At 69.5% G+C, this 26254-nt stretch carries 30 protein-coding genes and 2 pseudogenes; 4 read left to right on the top strand and 28 right to left on the bottom strand.

The annotated features are described in order from the left end of the window. Window positions 1–4: 4 nt before the first annotated feature. The 6 genes from ACLLJJ_RS21010 to ACLLJJ_RS21035 all read right to left on the bottom strand — a co-directional run bounded on the left by ACLLJJ_RS21010 (window position 5) and on the right by ACLLJJ_RS21035 (window position 2265). A complete protein-coding gene (locus ACLLJJ_RS21010) occupies window positions 5–328 on the bottom strand; it encodes a hypothetical protein (protein ID WP_434593813.1) in 324 nt (107 codons plus the stop codon). A 355-nt stretch (window positions 329–683) separates the two neighbouring features. After that, window positions 684–1001, bottom strand: coding sequence for an esterase (locus ACLLJJ_RS21015; RefSeq protein ID WP_434593816.1), 318 nt, complete (start codon window positions 999–1001; stop codon window positions 684–686). Window positions 1002–1104: 103 nt separating this feature from the next. After that, window positions 1105–1317, bottom strand: coding sequence for a hypothetical protein (locus ACLLJJ_RS21020; protein ID WP_434593819.1), 213 nt, complete (start codon window positions 1315–1317; stop codon window positions 1105–1107). 52 nt (window positions 1318–1369) lie between these two features. After that, window positions 1370–1630, bottom strand: coding sequence for a hypothetical protein (locus tag ACLLJJ_RS21025; protein ID WP_434593822.1), 261 nt, complete (start codon window positions 1628–1630; stop codon window positions 1370–1372). A gap of 67 nt (window positions 1631–1697) precedes the next feature. Continuing rightward, window positions 1698–1868, bottom strand: coding sequence for a hypothetical protein (locus ACLLJJ_RS21030; RefSeq protein ID WP_433085037.1), 171 nt, complete (start codon window positions 1866–1868; stop codon window positions 1698–1700). 55 nt (window positions 1869–1923) lie between these two features. Continuing rightward, on the bottom strand, window positions 1924–2265 hold the full coding sequence (locus tag ACLLJJ_RS21035; protein ID WP_433085035.1) for a DUF317 domain-containing protein: 342 nt from the start codon (window positions 2263–2265) through the stop codon (window positions 1924–1926). A gap of 219 nt (window positions 2266–2484) precedes the next feature. Here ACLLJJ_RS21035 and ACLLJJ_RS21040 point away from each other — a divergent pair, with 219 nt between their 5' ends. After that, window positions 2485–2751 (top strand): hypothetical protein, encoded by a 267-nt coding sequence (locus ACLLJJ_RS21040; RefSeq protein WP_433085033.1) that lies wholly within the window; start codon window positions 2485–2487, stop codon window positions 2749–2751. A gap of 3 nt (window positions 2752–2754) precedes the next feature. Here ACLLJJ_RS21040 and ACLLJJ_RS21045 read toward each other — a convergent pair whose 3' ends face one another. The 11 genes and pseudogenes from ACLLJJ_RS21045 to ACLLJJ_RS21095 form a co-directional block, all read right to left on the bottom strand. Continuing rightward, a complete protein-coding gene (locus ACLLJJ_RS21045) occupies window positions 2755–3243 on the bottom strand; it encodes a hypothetical protein (protein ID WP_433085031.1) in 489 nt (162 codons plus the stop codon). A 68-nt stretch (window positions 3244–3311) separates the two neighbouring features. Then, window positions 3312–4238, bottom strand: a complete 927-nt coding sequence (locus ACLLJJ_RS21050; protein WP_434593826.1) for a DUF317 domain-containing protein — start codon at window positions 4236–4238, stop codon at window positions 3312–3314. 118 nt (window positions 4239–4356) lie between these two features. Then, entirely contained in the window at window positions 4357–5202 is an 846-nt protein-coding gene (locus ACLLJJ_RS21055; RefSeq protein WP_434593829.1) for a winged helix-turn-helix transcriptional regulator, read from the bottom strand. Between the two features lie 57 nt (window positions 5203–5259). Further along, window positions 5260–5802 (bottom strand): hypothetical protein, encoded by a 543-nt coding sequence (locus ACLLJJ_RS21060; protein WP_434593832.1) that lies wholly within the window; start codon window positions 5800–5802, stop codon window positions 5260–5262. 21 nt (window positions 5803–5823) lie between these two features. Beyond that, window positions 5824–6651 carry a large ATP-binding protein gene (locus tag ACLLJJ_RS21065; protein ID WP_434593833.1) on the bottom strand — a complete coding sequence of 276 codons (828 nt, stop codon included), beginning with the start codon at window positions 6649–6651 and terminating at the stop codon, window positions 5824–5826. After that, entirely contained in the window at window positions 6648–7316 is a 669-nt protein-coding gene (locus tag ACLLJJ_RS21070; protein ID WP_434593835.1) for a hypothetical protein, read from the bottom strand. Before ACLLJJ_RS21070 ends, ACLLJJ_RS21065 begins: the two co-directional genes overlap by 4 nt. After that, complete coding sequence (locus tag ACLLJJ_RS21075; RefSeq protein ID WP_433085019.1) at window positions 7313–7789, bottom strand: hypothetical protein; 477 nt, start codon at window positions 7787–7789, stop codon at window positions 7313–7315. The genes ACLLJJ_RS21070 and ACLLJJ_RS21075 overlap by 4 nt, the downstream gene beginning before the upstream one ends. Further along, a complete protein-coding gene (locus ACLLJJ_RS21080; RefSeq protein WP_434593838.1) occupies window positions 7786–8550 on the bottom strand; it encodes a glycosyl hydrolase in 765 nt (254 codons plus the stop codon). Before ACLLJJ_RS21080 ends, ACLLJJ_RS21075 begins: the two co-directional genes overlap by 4 nt. After that, window positions 8547–9146: a DUF4913 domain-containing protein gene (locus ACLLJJ_RS21085; RefSeq protein ID WP_434593841.1), complete on the bottom strand. Its 600-nt coding sequence runs from the start codon at window positions 9144–9146 to the stop codon at window positions 8547–8549. Before ACLLJJ_RS21085 ends, ACLLJJ_RS21080 begins: the two co-directional genes overlap by 4 nt. A 93-nt stretch (window positions 9147–9239) precedes the next feature. Beyond that, window positions 9240–10214, bottom strand: a complete 975-nt coding sequence (locus tag ACLLJJ_RS21090) for a DNA cytosine methyltransferase (protein ID WP_434600474.1) — start codon at window positions 10212–10214, stop codon at window positions 9240–9242. Between the two features lie 40 nt (window positions 10215–10254). Continuing rightward, window positions 10255–10377 (bottom strand): annotated as a pseudogene (locus ACLLJJ_RS21095) (DNA cytosine methyltransferase); the annotation flags it as partial. Here ACLLJJ_RS21095 and ACLLJJ_RS21100 point away from each other — a divergent pair. Continuing rightward, complete coding sequence (locus ACLLJJ_RS21100) at window positions 10330–10545, top strand: hypothetical protein (protein WP_434600695.1); 216 nt, start codon at window positions 10330–10332, stop codon at window positions 10543–10545. The pseudogene ACLLJJ_RS21095 and the gene ACLLJJ_RS21100 overlap by 48 nt on opposite strands. A 92-nt stretch (window positions 10546–10637) precedes the next feature. Here the strand turns inward: ACLLJJ_RS21100 and ACLLJJ_RS21105 are convergent, their stop codons facing one another. The 4 genes and pseudogenes from ACLLJJ_RS21105 to ACLLJJ_RS21120 all read right to left on the bottom strand — a co-directional run bounded on the left by ACLLJJ_RS21105 (window position 10638) and on the right by ACLLJJ_RS21120 (window position 15041). After that, window positions 10638–11807, bottom strand: a complete 1170-nt coding sequence (locus ACLLJJ_RS21105; RefSeq protein ID WP_434593844.1) for a DnaB-like helicase N-terminal domain-containing protein — start codon at window positions 11805–11807, stop codon at window positions 10638–10640. Between the two features lie 223 nt (window positions 11808–12030). Next, a pseudogene (locus ACLLJJ_RS21110) lies at window positions 12031–13819 on the bottom strand (type IV secretory system conjugative DNA transfer family protein). 108 nt (window positions 13820–13927) lie between these two features. Next, window positions 13928–14602: a hypothetical protein gene (locus ACLLJJ_RS21115; RefSeq protein WP_434593847.1), complete on the bottom strand. Its 675-nt coding sequence runs from the start codon at window positions 14600–14602 to the stop codon at window positions 13928–13930. 127 nt (window positions 14603–14729) lie between these two features. Then, window positions 14730–15041, bottom strand: a complete 312-nt coding sequence (locus tag ACLLJJ_RS21120; RefSeq protein WP_434593850.1) for a hypothetical protein — start codon at window positions 15039–15041, stop codon at window positions 14730–14732. Between the two features lie 167 nt (window positions 15042–15208). Between ACLLJJ_RS21120 and istA the strand changes: the two genes are divergently transcribed. Together istA and istB are read left to right on the top strand one after the other, a co-directional pair. Next, a complete protein-coding gene (gene istA, locus ACLLJJ_RS21125; protein WP_283472000.1) occupies window positions 15209–16750 on the top strand; it encodes an IS21 family transposase in 1542 nt (513 codons plus the stop codon). 75 nt (window positions 16751–16825) lie between these two features. After that, window positions 16826–17656 (top strand): IS21-like element helper ATPase IstB, encoded by an 831-nt coding sequence (istB, locus tag ACLLJJ_RS21130; RefSeq protein ID WP_267719259.1) that lies wholly within the window; start codon window positions 16826–16828, stop codon window positions 17654–17656. Here the strand turns inward: istB and ACLLJJ_RS21135 are convergent. The 7 genes from ACLLJJ_RS21135 to ACLLJJ_RS21165 all read right to left on the bottom strand — a co-directional run bounded on the left by ACLLJJ_RS21135 (window position 17640) and on the right by ACLLJJ_RS21165 (window position 26225). After that, a complete protein-coding gene (locus ACLLJJ_RS21135) occupies window positions 17640–18722 on the bottom strand; it encodes an ATP-grasp domain-containing protein (protein ID WP_434593853.1) in 1083 nt (360 codons plus the stop codon). The genes istB and ACLLJJ_RS21135 overlap by 17 nt on opposite strands. 75 nt (window positions 18723–18797) lie before the next feature. Continuing rightward, complete coding sequence (locus tag ACLLJJ_RS21140) at window positions 18798–20057, bottom strand: MFS transporter (RefSeq protein ID WP_434593856.1); 1260 nt, start codon at window positions 20055–20057, stop codon at window positions 18798–18800. 6 nt (window positions 20058–20063) lie between these two features. Beyond that, complete coding sequence (locus tag ACLLJJ_RS21145; RefSeq protein WP_434593859.1) at window positions 20064–21338, bottom strand: hypothetical protein; 1275 nt, start codon at window positions 21336–21338, stop codon at window positions 20064–20066. Between the two features lie 115 nt (window positions 21339–21453). Next, window positions 21454–21963 carry a hypothetical protein gene (locus ACLLJJ_RS21150; protein ID WP_434593862.1) on the bottom strand — a complete coding sequence of 170 codons (510 nt, stop codon included), beginning with the start codon at window positions 21961–21963 and terminating at the stop codon, window positions 21454–21456. Between the two features lie 59 nt (window positions 21964–22022). Further along, window positions 22023–22181, bottom strand: a complete 159-nt coding sequence (locus tag ACLLJJ_RS21155; protein WP_434600696.1) for a hypothetical protein — start codon at window positions 22179–22181, stop codon at window positions 22023–22025. 929 nt (window positions 22182–23110) lie between these two features. Next, window positions 23111–25834 carry a recombinase family protein gene (locus tag ACLLJJ_RS21160; RefSeq protein ID WP_434593865.1) on the bottom strand — a complete coding sequence of 908 codons (2724 nt, stop codon included), beginning with the start codon at window positions 25832–25834 and terminating at the stop codon, window positions 23111–23113. A 139-nt stretch (window positions 25835–25973) separates the two neighbouring features. Continuing rightward, window positions 25974–26225: a DUF5372 family protein gene (locus ACLLJJ_RS21165; RefSeq protein WP_434593867.1), complete on the bottom strand. Its 252-nt coding sequence runs from the start codon at window positions 26223–26225 to the stop codon at window positions 25974–25976. Window positions 26226–26254: the final 29 nt, after the last annotated feature.

Genomic DNA, 26254 nt, shown 5'->3' on the forward strand with positions numbered 1-26254 from the left:
CCTGTCATTCAGCGGATTCGGCGTTCGAGGGAAGCTCGCCGGAACGAACCAAGCGGTGGATGCTGAGCTGGACTGCGGCGCGGCGAAGTCCAAGTTCGTCCGCCAAGGCGTCGACAGGTTGCTGGGGCTGTTCTCGTAGCCGATGGAGAACGGCGCGGTCGTTCGCGGCGTCCTCAAATCGGCTGAGCAGGTAGGCACCGGCGGCACCGGCCGCAACGGCGAACAAGGCGATGCTGCAGATCCCGTAGTTGTGCTGAACAGCGGCGGCGATGGCGGTGACCGCTCCAGCGGCGGCGACAAGGGAAGACCCGACGACAAGTCTGTTCACGAGGCTCCTTGTTCGGATGATGCTGGAGTGGCAGCAGAAGCTGATTCGCTATGGAGGTCGCTGCGAAACCCCCGGCCGACTGGCTTCCAGTTCTGGAGCGTGGCGGGTCGCCAGCGGGGACGGTCCGGCACGGTGGTGTCGTCAGGCGCGGGCAGGGCTCCCCGGCTTTTGCGATTGCGGGCGGCCCCAACGCTGATGCCCAGGTGGGCGGCGACCTCGGGGTACCCCCAGAGCTGCTGGTCGTCGGCCATCGTGTCCTCCTCGTTCGTCGATTATGAGCGTACGCAACACACGGCTGGACGAACGGCAAGGCCGCCCCTGCCTGATTGGCACGGGGCGGCCTTCTGCGGTTCGGTCAGACCTGGGCGAGTCGGTTCGAGAGGTTGAGGGCGGCGGTCGCGACCGCGAGGGCGGCGCAGAGGCCGAGCACTTCGCGGAGGGTCGGGCGGGCCAGACGCGGCCAGTCGTCCGGGGCAGCAGGCCACGAGGCGAGATGCACCTCGGTGGTGGCCAGGCCCAGGTGGGCGGTGACGTCCCAGCCTGCGAGGGGGGCGGGCTCCCAGCTAAGGCGGATGCGGCCAAGGGGGAGTCTTGGGGTTTCGAGGGTGAGCCAGGAGACGTCGAGCGGCCCGTCGGGCAGCGCGGAGACGCTCTGGACCAGTGCGCCGCGCATGGCGCTCGGCATGGGACGTACGGCCAGGCCATGCAGGGGAAGGACGGGCAAAGGGCGGGATCGCGACGAGATAGGAGCCTCCAGGTCTTCTCGGTGGAACGGGTCAGGCCCAGGCGAGAGCGTCGCTGACCGCCGCCGGGAGGTAATCCTCCTGGCCATCGTCGGCGATGAATGCCTTGCCGTCCCGGACGATGACCTCCGCCCCGAGATAGTGGGTGAAGGGGAAGTCCGGGTTGATTGCAAGACGGATCGGCAGGCCGGGGTCAAGGTCCTGGAGCTGGCGAAGCAGGTGGCCGATGGTCAGATAGTGGGGCACGGGATCCTCCGAGAGCGGTGCGGAATGGCAGTGCTGGGTTGATGCGTGAGCGTCAGGGCGCGTCGAGACGCAGCAGGTCGCGAAGGACCTTCGGCCCCTGGGCATGGCTGGCGAGGTGCCGCTTCCGGCTCTCGCTGACGTAGCCCTTGCCGGACTGCTTCATGTCCCAGCCGCCGCAGGAGCAGATAGCTTGCGTGTACGCGCGGCCAGGACAGTCGGGGTGGAGAGGCTTGCCGGAGCTGGTGTGCTTGTGGTCCGCCGGGCAGAGAGTGCCGTCGGCGTGGTGGTTGGTGAGTGGGGCGCGGAAGGGCACGGTGGACTCCTCGGGGGTAGGGGCGGCACTCGGGCGGCCGGAGCCGACAGCTAGTGGGGCTGTGCGGTCATTCGGTGAAGTCACGTCGCCACTGGCGTTGTTCGGCACGGCGGGCGGCCCGGCGGCGGACGGTCTTGGTACGGCGGCCGTACTGACCGGGCAGGTAGTAGCAGGTGCAGCGTCGCGCGTAAGCGCACTTGCGGCGGTAGCCGGGGTGGGTGGCCAAGAGCATGCGCACGGTCGGAACTCTCTGTCGGTTGGTCCCGTTTTCGCCCGGCGAAGGTGTAGCGAATTCAGCGGTGAGCAACGAGGGCGGCCAGGAATCCGGCAATGGCCTCGGAGGGGGTGTAGAGGCCGAACTCCTGCACCCACGGGTCGCCTTCGGTGGGCTGTACTCGGACCTGCCAGACGATGCCGCGCTTCCAGGCGGTGGGGTCCTCGGGGAGCCAGCCGACGTAGACGCGGCCGTCCGGGCTCGTCGCGTGGACGTTGGCCTCCGGGGTGTCAACGATCGCCCAGCCGAGGGCGTCGAGGAGGTCGAGCACCGGGCCTGCGCAGTGGTCGGAGGCGAGCCAGCGACGGTCTTCCACGGCCGGGCGGACGACGGCGGGCAGGAGGGTAGGGGAGGTGTTCACGGTTGGACGATCCCTTCGTTGACCTGCGGTTTTTCCCAACACCCGTACGTTGACATGGGGTGTCCCGAAGTACGTAGTCCTTTCTCGGCAAGCGGCGTCTGCCGTGGGCGAACTGGCGGCCGTCGGTGGGAGACGCTGGCGCCGGGAATGGATCGGTGAACGCGGTTGTCGTAACTGGGTTGCGGCAATGGGCCGCAAGGAACCGAAGGGGGAGCAGGGATGGCGGAGCCGAGCAGACACTGGGACGGGGCCGGGCTGGAACGCAAGATCCGCGCCGCCGGGCGTCCGTGGACGGTGGGCGACATCGCGATGGTCGCTGACGGCCAGTGGGCCGTCGGCGTGCAGTCCGACGGACAGCGAGACGAAGACGCCGTGGTGGAGAACCGGATCGCGGATGGGCGTCGCGTCGAGTTGACGTTGGAGGACCTGGCCCGCGCGGTGGGCTCCCGCATCGTGGATGCCCACCGCGACGAGGACCTCAGCTGACGATCAGCGGTGCGGCCCCTGTGCGGCCACCGACGGGCCGGAGACGGCCGAAGGAGCTGGCTGATCGGGTGACTGGCCCAGGGCGCGTGGAGCGTGCCCCGAGCGGGCGACAGCGGCTTGGGCCAGCCGGGCTGCCGGGGCCCGGCCCGCGGTCGCGGCAGATTCACGCGCTTCAATCACGTGGCTGATGGCCTGAAGGGAAGTCCGGCTCTCGGCCTGAGCTACGCGAAGGTCCGCCGCTGAGCCCGTAATCCGTTCCAGGTCGTAGAAGGCCGGCACACGGCCGGGTCGGGATAGGGCGTGCAGACGGTCTTGGTGCACAGCCACGGCGTTGTCGGTGACGACCAAGGACGAGCGGATGTGCATGACCGAGCGTAGGAGGGGGTCGTCGCTAGGGCTGCGGACCGCGAGCGATTCCAGGGCCTCAATTGGGCGGCCCCAGGCATTCTCGATCATGCTCGTAGCCTGATCGAGCGCGGTGGCGTCGGGCATGGTGGAACTCCCGGCATTCGGATGGTGCTTCGGGCGGACGGCTGTCCCAGAGGGACCGGAGTTGATGGTCAGCGGCTGTGGCGTGGGGGCGTCGGCGTGGCCGGCGACCTGACGCCGATAGCGGGCGCAGGATTACTCGACCGGTTCTGTGCGGAGGCCCCGGTACGACTACGCGCGGCCATGACCCGGAGGTCGGCGGCTGTCCGGGGAAAGCGTGAGGCGCGGTGGACTGCCTGTGTGACGGCGGTGCGGCGTACGTCCAGGGGGGTAGGAGCCCGAGGAACCTGGGGGGCGGGCAGCCAGACGGGGGCGAGAGAGACCATGTGCTCCACCTCGCGGTGGATCTGGTGTCGCTCACGTACCACCGGGGCTGGGTCGGCCATGACCGCTGCCGTCGCGGCGATCAGATGGTGCGGAGTGCGGGCCGTGAATACCGCCTCTGCACGCGTACCCCAGCCCGGCGGGCCAGCCCACAGCTCCACGGTGCCGGAGCCGCGCTTGTCGTAGAGGATGCCTGCCTGGTCGTCCGGCGCGATTATCTCGACGGTACCGAGCACCGCACCTCCGTCCCGCTTCCAGCCAGAATCGAGAAGGGGCTGGGCGGCATCGCGCCAGTGTGCGTACGACCCCGTCAAGTAGCGCACGGTGTCGTCGGAGGCTTCGGCGTAGTCCCGGGCCAAGGCAGTGGTGAGGCCAGCGACGACCTCGGCCGGGGTCACGTGGTTGAAGGTCGCCGTCCAGCGGGGTGCGGAGAGTGGATCGTCGGAGGCGGTGATCTTCCACAGCTCGAAGTCGTCACCGAACCAGCCGATACGGATGCGCTGATCGGGCGAGGTCACAAGAAGCTGACAGGGGCCGTCGTCGAGGTAGTAGTGGGGCCAGTGAGCCACGGGGGCGAAGCCAGCGTCTCCGGTCCCGTTGGAACCGGCCAGGTACATGGGGCTGACCAGTACCTCTTGGAAGGGGTCCTGGGTGTAGGGCTGCCGGGTGTTCATGGTCGAGACTCCGCGGGCTAAGGGGAACGCGCCCGCGTGCGGAGGGGAAAGTGCTGCTCGACTGCACGCGGGCGCTGTGGCATCGGGGAGGCGTGGTTGGCTCTCAGTGCCACCCGGATCACCGGCCCCGAGAGGGCGTCGACTGGGCGGTGACGGCTGCGGGCACCCGCGGCTGCGGCTGCGGAGCGTGGCTGAACTGGGCGCTCGGCGCGGCGGCGCTCCGGCGCAGGGCCGCTGCAGTTCGGATGTTGTCCGACCCCAGCGGGACGCCGGTGTGGGTTCGGGTAGCCGTCGCGACAGGGGCCGGCGGTACCGAGCGATGCCGTGCGGTGACGGGGTCACTCCAGTGTTCGATGGCCGCGTAGACGGGGCCCAGCGCCCGCCCGGCGTCGGTCAGGACGTATGGGTCGCCGTGGCGGGGCCCGGTACGAGCGACCAGGCCGTCGACCTGAAGCCGGTTGAGCCGCTGCCGAGCCCAGCCGTTGTCCAGGCCGGCCTCCTCGGCGATGTGGACGAACCGCATAGGGCCGCCCGCGTCGAGGACCTGGATCACGGCGGTCGAATCCCGCAGGTGCAGGCGTCGCACAGCGTCCTCAACGCGTTCGGCACCGGCTACCCGGCCGCCGAGCGAGAGGTTGGCCTGGGACCAGTCGGAAAGGGTGTGGTGCACCCGAGACAGCGATTCACCGAAGGCGCTGAGCTGATACGGAGCCCCGTGGCGGTCGCCGACTCGGGTGGCCAGTCCATCAGCGTGCATCTGGGCCAGCCGCTTTCCGACGAGCTGCTCGCTGACGAAGGGAAGCCTGGCGGCGACGTCACGCACACGCATGGGGCTGCCCTGCTGTGCCAGGGTCTGCGCCGACCAGGTGGTCCACTTCGGTGCTATCAGGGAAAGCGCGTCCTCGACACGCTGGGCATCGACCGAGCCGATCGAGGCAGTAGAAGACTGAGGGGTGGCGGACATGGGCCGAACTCCATTTTGGTCAAAGGTGATTTGGGGATCTGCGATGCGGCCGAGCGGTCAGCCGTAGGCGCTCTCGGCTCGGAGCCTCTGGAGCACCGCCCCGAGGCGGCGGTTGCTGACGGGGATGCCGCGGTCGCGCAGGCCCCGACGCAGCGCTTCGCGGTTGAGGCGATGCAGGCCGGCGGCGACCTCGCGGGCGACGGCCAGCAGGTCCTGATCGTCAGGGGAAGGGACGGCTCGTTGAGCCGACGGCCGTCGAGCAGGAGCGTGGTCCAGGAGAAGACGGACATCCAGCAGGTCCCAGACTGCTTCGGCCTCGCTCTGTTCCTGGCGTTCGAGGTCGACGACTTCGGTCGCGTACAACAGCACGAGATCGTCGAGGGCGTGCTCGCCAGAGCGGTGCCGCTGCCAGGCCGCGTCGAGATTGCGGCGGGCTGACTGGGCAGCGGCACCGGTCTGGGCGAGTCCGTCGAGCCGTCGCAGCAGGATGGGCAGGACAGGGTCGTCGGAATGGCGGGAGCCGTTGCCGCGCTGCAGCTTCTCCAGCGGGCGGCCGTACCGGTGCTCGACCAGGCGGCGGGTGTAGATCGCGGTGGACATGGGGCGTCCTTTCTGGGGAAATCAGCGTGAACGGAGCGGCTTGGGGGCCGTACCTGTGGCAGGTGCGGCGGCTGGGTCGACGCCGGGGCCGGAGATCGCGGTAGCGCCGCTGCGGCTGAGGGCGGCGGATACGCGCGGCGTGGCCGTACGGGCGTCTCGAAGGGCCACCTCGCCCAGCGGTGTGAGCGAAAGGAGCTGTCCAGCCCGGTACAGCCCCTCGCTGGTGTCCCGGACGAGTAGACCGTCGGTGACCAGCCGTTGGACGGTTTCGGGCCAGACCTCCGGGTTGGGGCGCTGGCCCTGTCCGTCGGAGAGGTAGATGTAGCCGTAGACCGCGCTCTGGTGGAATCGCAGTTCGCCAGCCTCGACGGCTTCGAGTGCCCCGCGGCTGAGATCACCCGAGACCGCCCAGTCATCGTCCCGGCCGGCACCGTGATCGTTGTCCAGCTCATGGGCCTTGACATGCGTGACCTGGGAGCTGTTCGACTCGGATATAAGTTGGCGGTACGCGAAGATGGACTCGTTGAGCTGCTCGTAGGATTCGTTCTGCTGCGAGACGAGCCGTCCGATCTGTCGGACCGAAGACCGCAGTCGTACGTACGAGGGAGCCGAACCGTTGAACTCGCCTCGACTGACGGGTCCGAGAACCTCAAGGGCAGCCTGAGCCGCACGAGCAACTTGACCATGCACTTCGTTGAGTTCGTGTGCCGCCCCGATGACGCGTGTCGCGGCACCGTACAGCGGCTCTCCTGGGCGGTACGGGATGTTCAGCATCCAGAAGTTCTCGACGCCGAGCAGCTCGGTAACGAGGTCCGCGCCGGGCCGCTCGGTGGCGTTCTGCGCGTTCATTCCGCCGCCTCCATCCGGGCGAGCAGGGAGCGGACCAGGGTGGGGAGACTCTCGGGTCCGTCGCCGATCGAGACGTGGTCGGTCGCCTCGCCGAGGACGTACGCGGCGTCTTCGAGCAGGCCGCTGGATATCTCCATGCAGGCGTCGGTGATCCGGGAGGCTGCGAGCAGGGACTCGGAGAGCACCTCGACGTAGTCGACCGGCGCGAGGCCGGCGGCCTCGGCCGCAGTTCGGATCGCGGCCAACTCCAGGGCGCTGAAGCCGAAATCGAACTCGCTGTTCTGCTCACCGCTGGCCCGTGCGGCGAAGGCCGGGTCCGGTGGCTCCGTGGGGATGCCGACGCGTGTGCAGATGCGGTCGACCGAGGCGGTCAGCTCGGCGAGGGACTCGGTGAGCCATCCCAGCGCCGAGGCGTAGGAGGCCAGGGTGAACAGACCTGCTGGCGTGGTGGGGAGAGGATCGTCGGCCACAAAGCCTTCGAGCCGGTCGCTCAGCTCGCAGACGACTCGGGGCCCGGCGGACAGCGCACCGAGCACGGGGTGCAGGTAGGAACGGCTAGCGGCCGTCGGGTACTCGGCAGTGAGAATGCCGGAGACGCTGTGCGCAACCTCGGTAAGTAGACCAGCCAGCTCGGTACGGGCCAGGGGGGTGCGGTCGGCAGTCATCGCTGGGGAGCCTTTCGAGGAGCGGCAGCAGCGGGTTGGACTGCTGCGGGAGAAGTTGCCGGGACCGCAGTCGGCTGGTCGACCGCGCGGGGAGAGCGAGAGCGAGCGGCCTGCACGCGCGCCTCGGAGGCAGAGGCTGTCTCGGTGTCCTGGTGGGGGCCGGTGCGCAGGTGCGCCGCTCGGTAGACCGCGTAGTCCTTCCTGCTACCGGCGGCGACGAGATAGATCTCGCGCTTGTGGTGCGAGGTCGGAGGAGCCGGGCGGAACTGGATGACCATCCGGTAGGAGACGGACGGATCGACGTACACCTTGTGGAAACCCGCGAGGCGACCCTTCAACGGCAGGCAGTCATCGCTGCCGTGAACCAGGTTCTGCAGCTCCAGCAGAGCCAAGTCGCGCATATCGTCAGGAAGTTCCCGCAGGTCAGCGATGGCGTCTGGGTGTGCGGCGAAGGCGAAGCGGGCGCGGCTCACATCGACCGCCCAGGGCTCAGTCGCTGTGCCGTTCCTACCGACGGCGCGCTCTGGGTATCGAGGCCGACGCTCGTTATCGCGGAGGCACCGGCCGACCGGGTGAGGGCAGCGCGGGTCCGGAGGGCAGCGGCGTCCCCGCGGTAATCCGGCGGCTGTGGCAGCGGGGTGCTGCGGTCGTCCAGCCAGTGCTGGGCGGCGCCCTCGTCGGCGAAGGCACCCTCGCGCACCGTGTACGTGTGCGAGTCGCAGTCCCCCTCTTCGAGAAAGACACGAATCGGCGCCTGAGCAGCAACGGAGTCGCGGGTCAACGTCCATGTCTCGCACGGGTCGAAGTCCGAGGTACGGCTGTCCAGGATCTTGTACCGGTCGCCCGACGTACGTAGCCTCTGCTCGATACTCGTGGTGCGATCATCGGCGGGTTTCATGAAGTCGTCGCCGACCTGGGAAATCCGCTCGGGCGGGCAACCGTGCTCGATCAGCCAGTTCTGAGCGAAGGACTTGGTGGAGTGGTAGGTCGACTCGAACGTGAAGGTGTTCTGGTTGAGATCCCGTGCGACCTTGATCGCCCGAATCTGATTCTCGCTGGGCCCCCAGGTGACCGAGGAGTCGTGGGCGAGGACGAAGCTGTGGGAGCCGTTGGGGGTGGTGTGGTGCTCGGCCAGGACGGTGAGGTCACCGGCCCAGAAGCTCTGCTCCGCGTACTCCGAGTTCTCGTCGGCGGGCTCGAAGGCATCCAGACCGAAGTCGAGTTCGTCGCTCATGCCGCCAGTCCAAACTGCGGCGCGGGGGTGGCCAGGACGCGATGGTTGGGCCGGGTCGCGCTCGTCGTACACGCGGCGAAGGGGCCATCGGGAGCGCGGAGGTGGACCAAAGCCTGGTCCAGGTGGTCGCGGTGCCACGTCGAAGGACCGGACAGGCCGGCCTCGGCGTCGGTGAGCTGCTGCCACGCGAGCCAGAGGGCGTGGAGACGGGCGACTGCCTCGGGGTGTTCGTGCCACTGCTCGCACCACGGACGGCTGGTGCTGATCTCCCGGCCGTACACCGGGAGGAAGAGGTAGTTCACCCAGTCGCTGAGCGCGGCGATCTCGATCGCGTACGCCTCACCGCCCAGGGCGAGGATGAACACCGAAGCGGGGCCATCCTCCTGCGCGGAGTCGACCGGGGAGGCCGGAACGCCGTCGGGTGCCGGAAGCTCGGCGGAGGCGGGAGCGGGCTCGGAGCCCAGGCGGTCGAGGATGACGCCGTGCTGCCTGACCTCGGCCATCGTCTTGGCGAGGGTGCTGGCGAGGTCGTCGAGGTCCCCGTCGGGGACGCGGAACGGCTTCGGGCCGGGGGCGGTCGTGCTGGTGTCGGACATGGGGGCGTGCTCCCTCTGTGAGACGGCGACATGAGGAAGAGGATCCGGAGGAACCGCGATTTGGTCCGGCCGGGAAAACCCGGTAGTGGGGCGCTACGCCGTCGCGCAGCGAGGGCAGCGAGGGAAGTGCGGAGCCAGCAACTGCACTGCTCGGGAAGCCTGTTGCGGCACGACACCGTTGCCCAGTGCGGTGAGTTGGGCCGGTCGTCCAAGCCCAGGAGTGGCGGTGACCCAGCCGGGCTCCAGGCCCTGCATCCACTCCACGAAGTCGGCACGAAGGCGTCCGGCCGCATCGGTGGGCGGCGGCGCGGGGCGGGTGAGCATCTCCCATCGGGCGATGGCGGCTGAGTACGCCCCCCATCGCTGGTCGCCCCCTCGGATTCCGGAGCTGATTCCGTCCAGAGGGGCAGAACCACTGCTGACAGCGGAGGGCGCCATCCTTTGCCCGGTCGGCGTCCCGGTGTGCCCGTGTCGCTGGCCCGTGGGGTGGGCAGCAGCGACGCCGCCGCACTCGGCAGGGTCATGTCCCCATTGCCGTGACGCTGATTGGGCGAGCCCTTGATTCCGTCCGACGCCTTCGGAGTAGGCAGGAGCCACTCCACCTCGTCGGCCAGGTTCGGGCCGTGTCCTCCGCTCTTCCTCTTGGAGGGGTGTTGCGAGCCGCCGTTCTTCGCGATGTTGCTGGTCGGCGTCTTGAACAGCGTGTTCGGCGGGCCAGGCGACGAGGAAAGTGCGCTCGCGCCGGTGCGGGGCTCCGATATCGGAGGCGCGAAGCACGAGCCATTTCGCGTCGTACCGGAGGTCGGCCAGGGATCCGAGTACGGCACCGAGTGCCCGCAGAGGAGGCTGACCTGGGGTGTCTCCCAGACACCACGGGCAGAATTCCACGTCGCCAGGGGAACCGGCAGGTGAGGTGAGGAGGCCGCGCACATTCTCGATCACAACCAGGCAAGGTCGGAGGGCTTCGACCGCACGGGCGACGTGCAGCCACAGCCCGGAGCGGGTCTGGGCGTTGAGTCCGGCCCGACGGCCGGCGACCGATACGTCTTTGACAGGGGAAGCCCGCAGTCAGGACGCACACCCGGGGAACGGTGGACCAGCCGATGGTCGTGATATCGCCCAGGTTCGGGACACCGGGCCAATGGCGGGCCAGGATGCGCGAGGCGTTCGGATCGACCTCCGCGTGCCAGGCCAGCGTGCCGCCGAGCGCCGACTGGACGCCCAGGTCCAGCCCGCCGTACCCCGAACAGAGCGAGCCGATCAGCGGAGGGCCCGCGACGGTGGTCTGCATTTCACCGACCCCGAGCGATTCGGCCTGCCGGGCGACGGCGACGCTGTTCGGCGAGCGGTGGGGGTCTCCGGGGCCCGGGAGCTTGCCGCGCTGGGCATCGAAGGCTGAGGCCGTGGCACGCAGGGCCAAGGCGTCGGAGACGGGAGTGTTGTTCACGGTGAATCCCAATAGAGAGGACGAACGACGGAAGGGGGGAGGGCTCAGCCGTGTCCGCGAGAGGGCGGTCGCACGGCGGCTGGGCTGGGGGCGGAGCCAGGCCGGGCCGAGGATGGCGGGACTGGGCGCGGCGAGCTGCGGGCGAGCGCCGCGTGCACCTGCGCAGGGGGCGGCCCGGTCGGCGAGGGAGCCGGGCCCGTCGGCGTCGGTGCGGGGTGGCCGTTCGCCGCCCGCCAGCGGGCGCGCACTTCATCAAGGGGACCGAGCGCATGCAACGCGTGATTGATGAGCCGCCCGGGGGCGAGAGCCGCGTTCTCCGCCAAGGCCCGGATGGCCCGCGCAGAGGTCGCCGCGGTGCGGGTGACCGACGAGCGCATCACCAACTCGCCGAGCCATTCGGCGCTGCCTGGGCCCACGCCGTCGCAGATATCGGCGAGCTGATCGCCGGACAGCGTTCCGTCGGCCAGAAGCCCGCGCCGCTGGGCCTCCCAGAGCAAGGTGACCCGATCGATGGGTTCACCCCGGTGGTGCAGCGCGCCGAGGCAGCGGTAGAGCTGCCCATGGGCGGGGTCGGCGAAGTCGCCAGGCCGCAGCCAGCCGACTACCTGGTCCATGGCTTTCGGCTGCTCAGCGAGGACGGCTAGAAGGAACCGCTCGTCCTCGGCGACCTGGTCGGCGCGAACCGGCGGTGGCACGGCCGGGACGGTGGCTGGCGGAGTAGTCGGTGCGACCGGGCGCGGTTCGGTCCCCCACCGATGTGCGAGATCGTTGAGCACGCCGGTAAGGACGTCCGCGTAGTGCAGGGCTCCTTCGACTTCGCCTTGTAGGGCGTCGGCGCGAGCCGCCTGGTGAAGGCGGATCGCGTGTTCCGTGATGCTGCGATGGATCGCGCCCTCCAGCACCATGCGGCCGTAGACCGGAGCGTGCGTGGGACGCGGGCAGGCCGAGATCAGGGTGTGGGCGTACACCGTGGTCAGCCCCCGTACGTTGGTGCTGGCCTCGGCGACCGCATCGGTCACCCATGTCAGCGGTACGGACTCTTCGGCCAACGCGGGGTGGCTATCGTCCCGGAGCTTGCGCAACGCGGCGAACAGCGCCTGGTGGACCGGCCGGTAGAAGTGATCCGGAGCGAGCCAATCCAGGTGCGAGAGCTGCCCTGGGTCGAGCAGCACGGAACCGAGGACGGCCTGCTCCGCGCCCAGCAGCGGGTTCATCACTGCCCCCCTGTACCAGAAGCGGGAGGTTGGCTCTCCCGGGCACGGAGATCGTCGACCGCCTGGTCGGCAGCGACCATCGCCTGCGCGAAGTGGTCCAGAGTGCGGGCGAACGTCGGATCGGAGGCGAGTATCGAGCCGGCCCCGCTGACCAACCACCAATGCCCGTCGCGCAGAACGACCGGCGAGCGTGCGAACCGCCCAGGACGCGGCGTGGGCGCGCTCATGCCGACAACCCGAAGTCGTCACGGTCGTGGGTCTTCGCGATGGCCCGATCGGTGATCGCCTTCGTCGCACGGGTCGAAGCCGGGCCGACCACCTTGGCGGACGGCTCCTTGTACCAAGGCCGGAGATCGAGCATGGCAACCCGGATGCCTGTGGCCAGGAGCAGCGCCTTGCCCTTGGGCAGGGCGCGGATCGCGTCGGGCGGCAGGATCCGCTCGGTGCGCATCGACACAGAGGTGGATTTGCCGCTGTCGCTGGTCGACACCGAGGTGGTCTGCACGTCGTGGTCGCCGACCTGCCTGCTGAGCCGGTCGGCGAAGTCCGCGTCGTCGATGCCCGAGCCGATGATCTTGACGGTGGCCGCAGACCAGAGTGCGTCCATGCCGGCGTCGCCCCAGCACCGCTGGCCCTGCCGGTAGGACTGCAGGATCGTCATCGGGATGACACCCCGGCTGCCCAAGTGGCTGTACAGGTCCGGTAGATCGCTGATTCGGCACACATTCGCGGCCTCGTCGAGGACGCACAGTGCGGGCGGGTCCAGCCGTCCGCCGGAGCGCTCGGCGACGACGACGGCGGCACGCATCACGGCGTCGGCTGCAGCGGCGATGACGGCGCTCGCGCTACCGCCGCCGTCCTTGCTCAGGAGGTACAGGGTGTCGCGGGACGTGGCGAACGCGAAGGGCTTGAACTCGGGGAGATCCTTGGCGGGGGTGACCCACGCTGCGACGTCCGGGTCGAGTAGGCAGCTCGCGTACTGCCGCGCCGTCTCGAAAATTCCGTCGCGCGTTTCCGTCGCGCCGGAGACGGTCCCCTGGAGCTGGGCCGCGACCGCGTCGTGGCCGGCATCGGTGAGCAGGTCGACCGGGGTTCGGTCGGCGGGGGACGCGAGCCAGGCCAGGACGTCGGTGATCGGGCGCCGGTGGCTGGCGGCAGCGAGGAACAGCGCGCCGAGCGTGTTGCTCGCGGCGGTGGACCAGAAGTCGGAGCCGTTCGACTCGTCCACGCTGGCGGCGACGAAGTGCCCGGCCAAGCGTTTCGCTCCGGCCAGGTCGCGTGCGTCGGCCAGGATGTCCCACCACATCTCGCGCGGGTGGTGTGCGATCTGCTGCGGGTCGAGAGTCCAGATCGCACCGACCTCGGCCCGAGCGTCCACCGTCGCGGTGAAGGCGTCGTTCGCGGCCTTGTTACTGGTGAGCAGGACCGGGCCGGGCGCCGCGAGAATCGCGGGGATCGCGAGCCCGGAGGTCTTACCGGAGCGCGGAGCCATGATCGCGACGATCACGTCCTCCCAGGACGCGCGGACATTGGCCCGCCCCGGGGAGAGGGTGCCGAGAAGGATGCCGCGGTCAGCCGGGGCGACCTCTTTTACACTCCCGGCCGCTCAAGGACGGCCGCAGGCTCCTGGCCTTGGCGGTTATCTCCTTGTCCAGCAGCGGGGCGAGGTCGGCCTTCCGGGCGAGGCCGTTCTTCGGGCCGCCGCGCAGGCGCATCCACAGCACCAGGCCGAGGATGGTGAGGCAGACGGACAGCAGGCCGGGGATGATCCGCGCGCCGACCAGCAGGGCGGTGGTGCTCAGGTTCGGCCACATCACATCCGGATGAAGCAGTGCGTCAGTGGCCCTGAACGCAGACCAAGGTCCCTCTCCAAAGAGGGAGTTGGTGAGATTGCCGCTCAGCCAGGCCAGCGAACCGAAGGCGAGCGCGATGCCGAGTATGCCGAAGAGGAGGTAGAGGAGCGCGTCCGACCCTGTGGTGGTCGAGGGCGCGCTGGTACGCGGTGCGGGCATGGTGGGTCCTGGAATCGAGCGCAGGCGAGTGATGGGGGCGGGGCACGCGGCGCTCTTCTGCTGATCATCGAGGAAGCTCCTGTTCAGGAAGGGACTCGGCGGTCGGGGCTATCGAGTGCGAGGGGCTCGGGGCGGCGGAGTGCTCGGCGCAGCGTCTGTGGAGCCGACTGGTGACGTCGTGCGCTGGGCGGCAGCCTTCGGTGAGGAGGTACGGGCAGCGCGCTGCCGATTCGTTTCCGCAGTGCCATCGGCGGTCGTCGGGGCCGGGGCGACCGGACCAGCGCCGAGGACATCGCTGAGCAGTTCCCTGGTCTGCAGGACGTTGACCATCTCGTGGTGCCTGGGGGCGGTGAGTTCGGCAGGGCACGCCGCGATCCCGTCCTCGGCGACTTCCAATTGCTCCTGGACATCCAGGAGCATGCCGTGGGCGGCGGCCAGCCGCGTCCAGGTCTCGAAGGCGGGGTTGTGGTTCGGGTCGTCGAACGTCAGACGGACGCGGGTCCAGTCGGCGGCGGCGGCGACGAGTTCGGTCAGCTGCGGGAGAGCGCCGACCAGCGCCCCGTTGATCTCCTCGATGATTCCGGCGACCTCGTTGGGCTCTGCGGTTTCGGTGAGCCGGGCGATCATCCCAGGAACGGAGTACGGGTCGGAGGAAGGATGGGGCAGGCGGCGGACCTGTAGCGGCTTGTCGGAGCCCGACGTCTCGCTGCCGTGGGCGAGCCGGATGTTGTGCTGCATCGCGGCGCCGACGGCCTCGCCGATACTCGGGTAGAACTCGGGCACGGTTGCTCCTCGATCATGTGCTGGACTTCCGGGCTGGGTGGGGGCACAAGGCCGACGTGCTCCCCACCCGGATGGACAGTCACAGGTCTGCGTTTCGGTTCTGTGGCGGCGGAGGACGGCGAAAGCTTCACGGGGCCACCGACAAAGTCAGGGCGTCGGCGAGACGCGAGAGAGAGTCCTGGGCCGCCTCGGCGCTGTCGGCGGTGACGATGAGGAAGCCGACCCGGCTGGTGTCGAGGTTGCCAGCCGGCGGCAGTACGACTCGCTCTCCGACGTCGCGGAGCCACGTCACCTGGTGCAGCCACGGGGACTCCGGACCAGGGTGGATCGCCAGGTCGCGAGCGGAGAGGGTGCCGGTAGCCGGGGGATAGACGATCTTTATCGCAGCAGTGCTGTGCGCCGTGAGAGCGGACAGCGCAAGATCCTTGTAGGCGGACATTTTGGATCCCGCTTGGCGGACAGCTGATCTCCCTGTCGGTACGGCCGTTCGTGTGCTTTCGAACCCAGGTACCGAACTGGTGATCCCTCCGGGGGTTTGCTCGCTGGTGTGAGGACAACGAGCTGGACCGCGCCGGAGGGACCGTGAAGAAGTCTTGCAGGGAGATCATGGAAATCTACGAGGCCCTGGACGCCACCGGGTGTGCGCATTCGGCTGCCCAACTGGCCGGGGTCGACCCGAAGACCGTCCGCAGGTACGCACGGATGAGGGACACCGGTCAGCCATCTGACGCACCGGTGATGCGGCCGAAGCTGATCGACCCGTTCCTTCCCAAGATCGAGGAATGGGTGGAACGTTCGCAAGGCAAGGCCCGCGCGGACAAGCTCCACGAGCGCCTGGTGCTGCTGGGGTTCACCGGCGATGAACGCACCACGCGCCGGGCGGTGGCGGTCGCCAAGGGCCGCTGGGACGCAGGGCACCGCAGAACGTATCGCCCATGGATCACCGAGCCGGGGCTGTGGGTCCAATTCGACTGGGGATGGGGCCCGAAAGTCCCTGGTCCCGGCGGCGGTGCGCCCCGCGTGACACTGCTGTTCTGCGCATGGCTGGCCTGGTCCAGGTTCCGGGTGGTGATCCCGGTCTGGGACCGGACCCTGCCCACGCTGATCTCCTGCGTCGACTCGATGCTGCGGGCGATCGGCGGAGTGCCGACCTATGCGCTGACCGACAACGAGAAGACGGTGACCATCGACAGGGTCGCCGGTGTCGCGGTCCGCCACCCCCAAATCGTGGCCGCGGGACGGCACTACGGCCTTCAAGTACATACGTGTGTGCCGTTCGACCCCGAATCGAAGGGCGGCAGCGAGGCCACGGTCCGCGTCGCGAAGGCCGACCTGGTGCCCACCGACGCCAACCTGCGGCCCGCCTACGACTCGTTCGCCGAACTGCGCGGGGCCTGCGCGATCTTCTGCCAACAGGTCAACAACCGGGTCCACCGTGAGACCGGCCGGGCCCCTTCCACCATGCTCGACATCGAGCGCACCCGCCTGCACGCGCTGCCCGCCGGCCCGCACACCCTCGCACTGGGCGAGTCGAGGCAGGTGCTGCGGGACCAGACGGTGCGCTTCGGGTCGGTGCGCTACTCGACCCCGCCCGGACTGGTCGGCCAGGAAGCGTGGGTGCGCGTCGACGGCGACGAGCTCGTCGTGGTCTGCGACCTGTCCCAGCTCGCCCACCGCCCCGAGTGGATGCAGGGCCCGGCCGGCCTGGCCGAGGTCGCCCGGCACCAGATCGCCCTGCCCGGGCGTCCGGTCATCGACACCGCCCACTACCCCGACCACCCCCAGGAGATGGACGGGTCCCCGCGCCCGCCCAAGGTCAAGCCCGGCAACGACGCCGAGGAAGCCTTCCTGGCACTGGGCCCCGGGGCGAAGTCCTGGCTGATCGAGGCCGCCGCGGCCGGAACCACCCGGATCCGGGTCAAGATGGCGGGCGCCGTCGAGCTCGCCGCCCTGGTCGGCACCGCCGAAGTCGACCTCTCACTCGGACTGGCGGCCATCAACCGGCGCTTCGCCGAGGGCGACCTGATGTCCATCGTCCAGCACCGCAAAGAGGCCGCCCGCCCCGCCGACCTGGTCGTCGCCGACGAGGCACACTCCGCGCAGCCCGGCACCGGCGCCTGGTCCGACTTCGGCCGCCCCGCCACCTGATCCCCCGTTCCCGGGCCGCGAAGCGGCCCGGGAACGGACAGTCCCGAACCATCCAGCAAGGAAAGGCAGTTGCCCATGGCCACCACAGCCGTCATCGATCCGCCCGAGCTGATCCCCGCCCCGTCCCCGGTCCCGCCCGCGCCTCTCGCGCCGCCGATCCCGGCCGAGCTGGACGCGGTGCTGCGAAGGATGCGGTTCCCCTACCTCCGCGCGGCGGCCCCCGACGTACTGGCCACCGCCCGGGCCCAACGCTGGGACCCCGCCGAGGTCGTGCGGATCCTGCTGGAGGCCGAGGCCCACGGCCGCAACGAGGCCACCCGCCGCAACCACCACCGCCAGGCCGGCCTGCCCTCCGGCAAGACCTTCGAGTCCTGGAAGGAAGCCGACTCCTCGATCCCGCTGCCCACCCAGCACGCACTGATGACCCTGGAATGGATCGGCCGCGCGGAGAATTTGGCTGTCACCGGGCCGTCGGGGACGGGCAAGAGCCACCTGGCGGAGGCCCTGGCCCACAAGGCCATCGACGCCGGGATGCAGGTCGCCTGGTTCACCCTGGAATCGCTGACCACCCACCTGGGGCGGGCCACCGTCGACAACACCGTCACCAAGGCCATCGCGAAGATCACCCGGTGCGATTTGATCGTCGTCGACGACATCGGCATGCTCCCGTCCGGACAGGCCGCCGCCGAAGCGTTTTACCGTGTCATCGACGCCGCATACGAGCGCCGCTCGGTGATCGTGACCTCGAACCTGCACCCCTCGGGATTCGATTCGATCATGCCCAAAACCCTGGCGACCGCGGCCGTCGACCGGCTCCTGCACCACGCCCACATCATCCTCACCGAGGGCTCCTCGCTTCGGCTCACCCAAGCCACCACAGGCCAGGGTGTCACCCCGTTGGCCTGAGCCCGACCGAGGGACAAATAGTCATACCGGACAGGGAGATCAGCTGTCCGCACACGAGGACCTGAACTGTCCGCTCACCCGGATGTCCCACTGTCCGTGGACACGCCGTGGGCGTCAGGTCGGGAATCCGTCCGCAGGCGACATCGGCCGCGATCCGGGGCAGTGCGAGGCCGGTGGCGAGGCGGACGAGCTGCCCGATCAGGTCGCCGCCGATACGGGAGTTGACCTCAATGATGCGTGGACCGGACGCGGTGAGGCGCATCTCAACGTGTTGGACGCCAGTCGTCACGCCCAGCGCCCGCACTGCCTGAACGGCGACGGGGGCGACCTCGGGCAGGAGCGGGTCGCCAGCACTCACGGTGTGGCCGACTTCCTCGAAGTACGGAGGGAAGGCGACCTCCTTGCGGGTCACGGCCAGGGCGGTGGTGACACCGTGCTGAGTGACGCACTCCACCGATATCTCCGGACCGGACAGGTACTCCTCGACCAGCACACCGCTGCCCTCCGGGCCTTGCTCACCGGCTCCGGCGACAGCGAACTCCCAGGCGGAGGGCAGTTCCTCGGGCGTATCGACGCGGACCACGCCGATGCTGGCGGCATGGGAGGAAGGCTTGAGGACGACCGGGAAACCGGTGCGGAGCGCGGCTGTTTCCGCCGCGGTCAGGTTGTCGACGCGGGTGGACGTGGCCGAAGGCACGTGTTGCTCGTCGAACAGGCGGCGGCTGGTCGCCTTGTCCCGGCAGGCAGTCATCGCCGCAGCGCTGTTTCCGGGCACGTTGAGACGGGCGGCGAGTTCAGCGGTCGGCACGAGCGTGTACTCGTCCCAGGTGACGACTCCAGCGATGGGATGCCGAGCGGCCAGAGCCAGGCCGGCAGCGACTACGGCCTCCGGGTCGTGGGTATCGGCGACCTCATGGTCGACCACCAGGTGCTGCTGCCAGGACGGCGGCTTGGTGTCGATCAGCGCGATCGGGTATGCGGCGGCGACCTGCTCGACGCAGTAGCCGCGCCAGATGGGATCGGTGCCGCCGACGACGATCAGCAGCGGGCGAGTAGATCGGGACATGGGGAGCCTCCGTGATGCGGTGGTGGGTATGAGGAGGGAGGGCAAGGTGCATGTACTGGGCCGCTCAGCGACCGTTCACACGGCATCCGCTGCTGGGGCGGGCTCCTTGCGGAGTGCAGAAACCTGCGGGTGGGGCAGTTCGCAGGCCGCGCGGTGCCGTCGCAGACCGGCGAAGCATGCACTCAGCGCCAGGCCCTGGAGACCGGCGCACGCCAGGAGCAGGTGCGGAATGTCAGCAGGGGGTACGAGCGCGATCAGGACTCCGGCCAGCGGAAGCGGAAGCAGTACCAGGATGATCGTCACCGCCAGGGTGGAGCCGAACGCCTGCGCCGGGATGAGGCGGGACCGCAGGGTTCGCAGGACGACGGTCATCGCGCCTTCGCCAGCCATGACCGCCGCTACCGCCACGGTGTACGTGGCGAAGCTCGGCGCGAGGGCGGTCGCCAGACACGCCGCCGTCGAGACGGCAGCCGTCACCGCGCCGACCGGCCAGATACCGAAGCGGTCGATCGCACGGCGACTGGTCCACACGGCAATCAACGAGGCAACGGCTGCCGCGCTCCAGACTGAGCCGACGGCGACGGTGGAGTAGTGGAAGTGGTGGATGACGGTGATCGGGGCGGCGGCCTGCAGGACGCCCGTGGCCAAGTTGGAGGCGGCCAGGCCGCCGACCAACCACGCGAGGGCTGGGGTGCGGCGCAGGGTTGCCCACCCGGTCAAGAGACTGCTGGGCGCTGGGCTGGGCCCCGTGACGCCTCCAATGCCGGATGCAGTCGCGGCAGCGGTAAGAGCCAACAGGGCGACCGCGGTCAGGAGCAACGTCGGGCCGGCGAGAAGCAGTAGGCCGCCCAGGAGCGGACCGACGAGCATCGCGCACTGGTCGATCCCGGTCTGCGCGGCCTGTACCCGGTGGGCCTCGTTGCCCAACTGGCGGCTGGCTTCAGCACCGAGCGTCTCCATCGCGACGAAGGAGACCTCCGCGAGCAGCCCGGAGACAGCACCGAACGTCAGGACAACACTCGTTGTCATCGTCCCGGTGCCGGGCAGGACGAACAGCACGGCACCGGCCAGGGCGACCACAGCGGTACGCACCAGGTTGGCCGTCCGGAAGACACGGCCGGGACCCCACCGATCGACCATCGATCCGGCGAAGGAGAAGGCCGCCAGCCGAGGTGCCCATTCGAGGAGGAACGCGAGGCCGGTCAGGGCGGTGGAGCCGGTGGTGACCAGGACCAGGAGCGGGATGGCGTAGGTGGCCGTAGCACTGGCCAGAGCGTCGGTGGCCCGCATGAGATAGGTGCGCGGCAGGTCGACGACGGGAGCGGTTGAGATCATCTGGGGTCACCGCGCCCGAGGGCCGGGGGCTTGCGAGGGACGTACGACCGCGCTGGTATCTGATGCCCCACCACCGAAGGCCGAGGAGACCTTGGCCTTAGCCGCTGCGGGCGAAGTGGCGAGAGCGGCGGCTTGGGGGCCGGGATGCCTCGGAGACTGATCCCGTGCCTCGGCCTGGGGCTGCGTGCCGCCGATGCCGAGCAACTCGGCCTCTGAATTGTGGAGTTCCGACTGCGCCGAGCTGACAATCTCCGCAGCGAAGCCAAACCGGTCGGCGAGTTGATACGCCTCGTCGTCGAGGTCGGTGATCTGTTCGCCCGCCGCCTCTAGCGCTTCCCGCACACGCTCCAGCGCGCCGTGCTCGGGATGAAGAAGGTGGTCGACCGCCCGCCGAAGGTCGTCACCGTTCTCGGCCGACCTGATCTGGTCGGTGAGTCGGAGGAGTTCCGCTCCGGCGATGTAGGACCCGAGCGGGTTTGCCGGGGTGGCCGTGAGGCCGGAGTCGAGGGAGGGGTCGAGGTCGACTCGGTAGCGGGCGGCACGAAGCATCTCGGCCGCGTGGGTGGCGATGGTCGCGCGGTCGACGGGCGGGGTCGTGGTGGGCAGGCGGTGGCGTCGGCCGTACCAGTCCTCGATCTGCTGGAAACCGGCGTGCTTGAGGAGCGTGGCGGAAAGGTCGTCGCCGGCGCCCTTCGCCGAGACGCTGCCGCTGGGCTCGGCGGTGATGGTGATGGAAGGGGCGGGCACGTTGGTCTCCAGGGCTCGGGATATCGGTTCTGGCGTGGTGGGTAGGTGACCCAGCTCGGTGGCGATTCGGCGGCACTCCGTTTGGAGACGGAAGGCGTCTCGGTAGGCGTTGTGGAGGCTGCCGTCCTCACGAGCGAGGGTGGCCACGACGTGCACCTGCCGAGGCTGGTTGCGCATGGCGATCCACCGGCAGGCATCCGGATCGCCTTCTGGGGCGATACCGGTAACGGCCACGAGGCGGCGGGCGACCGTGGCCCACTGAGAGTCGGTGAGGTCCGGTCGGCGAGGGTCGGAGCGGACCGAGCAGATCCACACCGGCCGCTCGGGTGCACGGCCCCCGAGGCGTTCCACGGGAGCGTCGAGGGCGCGGGCCAAATTGGGCGGCGAGCCGGATTCGGCGAGGAGGTCGATCGGGGCTCCGTGGCCGTCGCCCGCGATCAGCCGGGGACGGGTGTGGTTACCGCGCTCGCCCGGCCCGTACAGGTACGAGAGCAGGCCGGCGGTGTCGCTGGCGCGCTGCAGGTGGGCGATCACGGCGGCTACCTCGAAGGGGAGTGGCGAACAGGAGCCCGGTCTCCGGGCTGTCAGGGAGAGGATCCGCAGGATTCGCGATTTGGTGCGGCCGGAGATCCCTGGTACGAGCCCTCGCTCATCCCGGGGTGTCGAGGCCGTGGTCGTCGGTGAAGTTCGCGCAGGCGGCGCGGGCGAAGTAGGCGTCGTTGTGCAACCGGGCCCAGCGGCCGTCCTGGCGGATGACGGTCGCGACGATGTCGAGCCCGCTGGCCTGGTTACGCATGGCCACCCACCGGCAGGCCGCCGGATCGGCGTCCGGCTCTATGCCGGTGGCGTCGAGAACCTCGCGCGTCAGCTCGAACCAGTCGCCGTCGTCGAGTTCCACGTCGGTCGTGTTGCGAATGGCGCAGTGCCAGGTGAGTCGCTGGGACGCGGTGTGCCCGGTCCGCGGTTTCCGCAGCGCGACGGGTTCGTCGAGCAGCAGTGCCAGGTGCGGGAGGACAACAGTCTCCTGGGCGGTCAGCTCCCGGGACCAGGCGGTGAGCAGGTAGGGGGCGAAGCCTGGCTCGCTGCGGTGGAGGGTGCCAAGGAGGTCCGTGGTGCTCTCGGTGCGCCGGACATCGCAGCGCAGGGGGTACTCAGGCATGGGGTATCAAGGTCCTTGAAAGAGGAGCCGGTGCCCCGACGAGGCGGGGCACCGGGTGGTCAGAAGTGGGGGTTCTCGGTCGGCCGGTCGGCTTCGGTGGCTGCCTGGAGCAGCTCCGTGAGGTCGTCAGGCTCGGAGGAGCGCTGGTCGATCCACCACCCGGCACGGGGTGCGCCGTGAGGCGCTTGTTGTTCCGAATGGAGGTGCAAGACCTTCATCTCCGGACCGTCGCAGCGGTCTGGTGAAGCTGAGGGCAGCCTGACCCGGGAGGTGCCGGGGAAGGTGGGAAGCAGCCCTGACAAAGCCGGGATGGGCTGGCACTGCCAGACAGTCCAGGTCCGGCGAGCGAGACGGGAAGGTGTACGCGAGGAACCAGTGCTTGAACCCTCGTTAGGTGGAGCCGGCTCGAAACCTGGTGGATCTGGGCCGGCGTTGGGGTGCGTTGTCATCTAGATCGTGGAGATGACGCCCGTCCGGCGCGAAGCCATCGTGACCGGGCAGCCCGCGCAGAAGAACTGCGGCGTACGCGCGGGGGCCTCCGGGGCAAAGCTGGGCACCTAACCCGTCGATCGGCAGCAAGTGAACACGGGAACCGCACCGGTTCTCCCGCCACCACTCCGCATCCAGCGGAGGGCGGGATAGGCCCACCGTCGGCTGACGGGCCGGTAGCGGGGCGGAGCCGCCGTAGTAGTCGGAGGCCGGGAAAGCCGGTCACAGGGCGAAGGGCGGCAGCGAGTCGAGCAGCGGAAGGACTGTCATGCCAGAAGACGCGCCGGTGAATATCGGCGCCATGCTGTCGAGCCCGTTCCGGGCCCAGCGGCGGGTACTGGAGATTCAGACGAAACTGCACCATTGGGCGGTGGCCGACTCCGGTCGCCGGTTCGGTGATCTGTTCAACCTCGTGGTGGACCCGGCCTTCCTCGCGGTGGCGTGGGAACGGGTCCGGGAGAACAAGGGCGCACGCAGCGCGGGAGTGGACGGTCGCACCGTCCACGGCATCGAGCGCAGCGCGCACGGCGCGACGGGGCTGCTGGAGGAACTACGGGCAGACGTGAAAGCCCGTACGTTTCGGCCGCTTCCGGTCAAGGAGCGGTGGATTCCCAAGGCGAACGGAAAGCTCCGTCGCCTGGGCATCCCGACGGTGACTTCATACTGCGCCTCCTGCTGTGACTTCTTGGGTTTGGGGTGTGAATTTCTGTCCGTGGGCGGCTCGTTGGAGGCAGGCGGCCTTGACGCTGTTACTCCAGGGGATGCTGAGACGCCCGTCCTTGGTTTTGTGGGCGGCGAGTTCGCCGCGGCGGATCCAGTAGTAGAGGGCACCGGGCCGGATGCCGAGTTGCTTGGCCGCGTTCTGGACGCTGAGTTCGCCGCGGGCAGTGGTGCCGGTGGGCAGCAGACGGCTGCCGATGCCCGTAGGGCCGGGCGGATCGGCGGCGAGCTGGGCGCGGATCCGGGTGTGGATCTCGTCGTTCCAGAGGATGGCGATCCGGCCGGTGGCGGTGCGGCGGGCTTGCAGGTGACCGGCCCTGACCTGGTAGTAGACGACGGCGGCCAGCACTTTGAGCCTGGTGGCGGCCTGCTGGACGGAGATTTCGTCCCGCGCCCGGGCGGCCTCGGGCAGGGGTCGGCTGCCTTCGCCGGTGACGGCCGGCTGACCGCTGTGGGCGAGGCGGTCACGGAGGTGGGCGTGGAGGGTGTCGGTGAGCGGGATGCTGAGGCGGCCCTGCTCGGTGCGGTGGGCGGGCAGGTCACCGATGCGGATCCGGTAGTAGATGACGTGCTCGCCGACACCGAGCAGGTCGGCGGCCTGGGCGACGGTGACCTCGCCGTCCAGCGCGGTGCCCCGCGCCGGCCTCGGGTGCGGAGGGGTGAGGTGTCCCGAGGCGGCGATCTGGCGGCGGCAGTTGGTCTCGATGGCCTCGCTCCAGGGAATGCACCAGCGGCCGTGGTCGTCCTTGCGGGCGGACAGCAGGCCCTGGTTGACCCAGTAGTAGACGACGCCCGCGGTCACCTCCAGGATCGAGGCGGTCCGCTGGATGGAGATCTCTCCCTCGCGGAACGGGTCGGGGACCGGGATCTGGTAGGCGTGCCGGGTCCAGCGCACCGCTTTGACGTCGAAGGGACGCCGCTTGCCGGTCTGCAGGCGGGCCGCGGCGAGTTCGGCGACGAGTTCCTCGTCGGTCATGATGGCGCCGAGCCGGGTGATCAGTTCGATCGCGGCCGGCGGGGTGCGGGGCGCCCCACTGCGCGCGGTGGTGATCAGGTCGGTGGCTCCGGTGTGCCAGCGCACTCCGATCCGGACCTCGCCCTGATCGCTGTCGGGCAGCACCGTGACGTCGCTGATCAGGGTCCGCAGCAGGCGCTTGCGATCCTTGGCGGTGGTGGCCGGATCGTCCCAAAGCCGGGGCAGATCGGCAGCGAGGCTCTCCAGTGCGGCACGGCCGGGCAGCGGCGGACGGGCCTCGCGGGTAGCGACCAGGTTGGCCTCGGCCTCGTTGAGTGCGCCCAGTTTCGCCTCCCAGCGGACCTCCAGCGTCCGTGCGACCAGGCGGTTTTCCGGTTCGACCTGGCCGAAGGCCCGCTCGGCGCGGTTCGCTTCGTAACGGGCCCGCTCGACGGCGAGTTCAGCAGCGTGATGCGCGCGGGTGTGGCGCTGAGTGACCTGCTCGGCGGCATCCAGGGCGAGACTGACCAGCGCGGGCGTCAAAGTGGCCAGCAGCAGGCCGACGACCGCCCCGTCGACGGTGGCGGCGGTGACCGAGCGGCAGGACGTGGTGCGGGCGGCGTCCCGATGTCCCATGCAGTCGTACTGGGCCAAGCGGTTCTTGCCCTGGTAGCGGGTGCCGATGCGACAGCCGCAGCCCCCGCAGCTGATGATGCCCTGACACAGCGGCTCGCCCTCGCGGGGCGGCCGGGCACCCTGATGCGTGCAGTTGGCGGTGAGTTTCGCCTCGATGTCCAAGAACTGCTGCCAGGTGATGTACCCGTCGTGGTGATCGTTGATGACGATGCGCCAATCCGCGCGCGGGAGACGGGGGTTGGTCGTGAGCACGCTGCCGTCCGGGCGGACGGTGCGCTGGGTGCGGTGCCGGCCGTAGACGTAGGCGCCGGCATAGGCCGGGTTGGCCAGCACACCCAGGACCCGGCCGTGGGTGAGCTTGCCCCACCGCAACTTCCCGTCCCACACACCTCCGTAGGCACGCAGCGGGAACAGCCTGCCGGCCAGGGCGGCCACCACCCCGTAGGCGGAACCAGTGCGGGCGAACTCCGAAAACACATCGGCAACCGCGGTGCGGACCTCCTCATCCGCATCCAGGACGACGTTCCCGTCCTCGTCATAGTCCAGGCCGACCGGCAGCGGAACCCGCAGGTCGCCACGGGCGGCGGCACTCTGCTTGGCACCCTGGAGGCGGCCGTTGAGCAGGTGGAGCTCGGCTTCGGACATGCTCCCTTTGAGTCCGAGCAGCAGCCGGTCGTTGAAATCCGCAAGATCGTAGACGGCGTCGCTGTCGACGACCAGGGTGTCGGTCAGCCGGGCCAGTTCCAGCAATCGGGCGATGTCCGCGTTGGAGCGGGCCAGGCGCGAGACCTCCAGGCCGAACACGGCCCCGGCCTCGGCCAGACACACCTTCGCCACCACGTCGTGGAAGCCCCCGCGTTCGACCCCGAAGCGGCCCGAGACGCCCAGATCCTTGTCGATGACCAGGATGTTCTCCGCCGTCCAGCCCAGCGCGACCGCCAGATCCACGAGCGCATACTGCCGGGTAGTCGACTCCGAGTGGTCGCGGACCTGCAGCATCGTCGACTGCCGCAGGTAGATGATCGCCAGACGGGAGCGGTGCGACGTGGTGATCTTCTCCTCGCCGTTCACGACCGCCACCTCCCGCCCGCAGCGACGTCTCGATCATGTTCGCCACCGCAGTCACGGCGTCCGCTCGCAGCCAGCCCTCGATGCTCATCCGGCCTCGCTCCCGGCCGCCGACCACCGCTCATGTCTCGTCGGGGCCTGATCACGAGTCTCTGCCTTGCCGATGGTCAGCACAACGTATGGCCAACGCATCCAGCAGCGCGCGCAGTTCGACCAGCGACTCCTGCGAGATCCGTACCTCCTCGGCGGCCGGCCCGCGGTCGGTCCACGCCACCGGCAGCGTCATCCTCGCCCCGGTCCCGGTATCGACCACGAACATCCGCCCGCCGCCCCGCTTCATCGAGTACAGGACCTCGACCCGGTGCCCGGCCAGCGGATGAAACGGGTGTGTCACGACCAACCAACCCGAATACTGCTTGGACG

This window comes from Streptomyces sp. A5-4 (assembly GCF_051131715.1).
GTDB lineage: Bacteria > Actinomycetota > Actinomycetes > Streptomycetales > Streptomycetaceae > Streptomyces.

Excerpts from the sequence above, each read along its gene's own strand:
- ACLLJJ_RS21015 (WP_434593816.1), bottom strand. The coding sequence starts at position 1,001 with ATGCGCGGCGCACTGGTCCAGAGCGTCTCCGCGCTGCCCGACGGGCCG.
- ACLLJJ_RS21040 (WP_433085033.1), top strand. The coding sequence starts at position 2,485 with ATGGCGGAGCCGAGCAGACACTGGGACGGGGCCGGGCTGGAACGCAAG.
- ACLLJJ_RS21045 (WP_433085031.1), bottom strand. The coding sequence starts at position 3,243 with ATGCCCGACGCCACCGCGCTCGATCAGGCTACGAGCATGATCGAGAAT.
- ACLLJJ_RS21050 (WP_434593826.1), bottom strand. The coding sequence starts at position 4,238 with ATGAACACCCGGCAGCCCTACACCCAGGACCCCTTCCAAGAGGTACTG.
- ACLLJJ_RS21055 (WP_434593829.1), bottom strand. The coding sequence starts at position 5,202 with ATGTCCGCCACCCCTCAGTCTTCTACTGCCTCGATCGGCTCGGTCGAT.
- ACLLJJ_RS21060 (WP_434593832.1), bottom strand. The coding sequence starts at position 5,802 with ATGTCCACCGCGATCTACACCCGCCGCCTGGTCGAGCACCGGTACGGC.
- ACLLJJ_RS21065 (WP_434593833.1), bottom strand. The coding sequence starts at position 6,651 with ATGAACGCGCAGAACGCCACCGAGCGGCCCGGCGCGGACCTCGTTACC.
- ACLLJJ_RS21070 (WP_434593835.1), bottom strand. The coding sequence starts at position 7,316 with ATGACTGCCGACCGCACCCCCCTGGCCCGTACCGAGCTGGCTGGTCTA.
- ACLLJJ_RS21080 (WP_434593838.1), bottom strand. The coding sequence starts at position 8,550 with ATGAGCGACGAACTCGACTTCGGTCTGGATGCCTTCGAGCCCGCCGAC.
- ACLLJJ_RS21085 (WP_434593841.1), bottom strand. The coding sequence starts at position 9,146 with ATGTCCGACACCAGCACGACCGCCCCCGGCCCGAAGCCGTTCCGCGTC.
- ACLLJJ_RS21105 (WP_434593844.1), bottom strand. The coding sequence starts at position 11,807 with ATGAACCCGCTGCTGGGCGCGGAGCAGGCCGTCCTCGGTTCCGTGCTG.
- ACLLJJ_RS21120 (WP_434593850.1), bottom strand. The coding sequence starts at position 15,041 with ATGTCCGCCTACAAGGATCTTGCGCTGTCCGCTCTCACGGCGCACAGC.
- istA (WP_283472000.1), top strand. The coding sequence starts at position 15,209 with ATGGAAATCTACGAGGCCCTGGACGCCACCGGGTGTGCGCATTCGGCT.
- istB (WP_267719259.1), top strand. The coding sequence starts at position 16,826 with ATGGCCACCACAGCCGTCATCGATCCGCCCGAGCTGATCCCCGCCCCG.
- ACLLJJ_RS21135 (WP_434593853.1), bottom strand. The coding sequence starts at position 18,722 with ATGTCCCGATCTACTCGCCCGCTGCTGATCGTCGTCGGCGGCACCGAT.
- ACLLJJ_RS21140 (WP_434593856.1), bottom strand. The coding sequence starts at position 20,057 with ATGATCTCAACCGCTCCCGTCGTCGACCTGCCGCGCACCTATCTCATG.
- ACLLJJ_RS21150 (WP_434593862.1), bottom strand. The coding sequence starts at position 21,963 with ATGCCTGAGTACCCCCTGCGCTGCGATGTCCGGCGCACCGAGAGCACC.
- ACLLJJ_RS21155 (WP_434600696.1), bottom strand. The coding sequence starts at position 22,181 with ATGAAGGTCTTGCACCTCCATTCGGAACAACAAGCGCCTCACGGCGCA.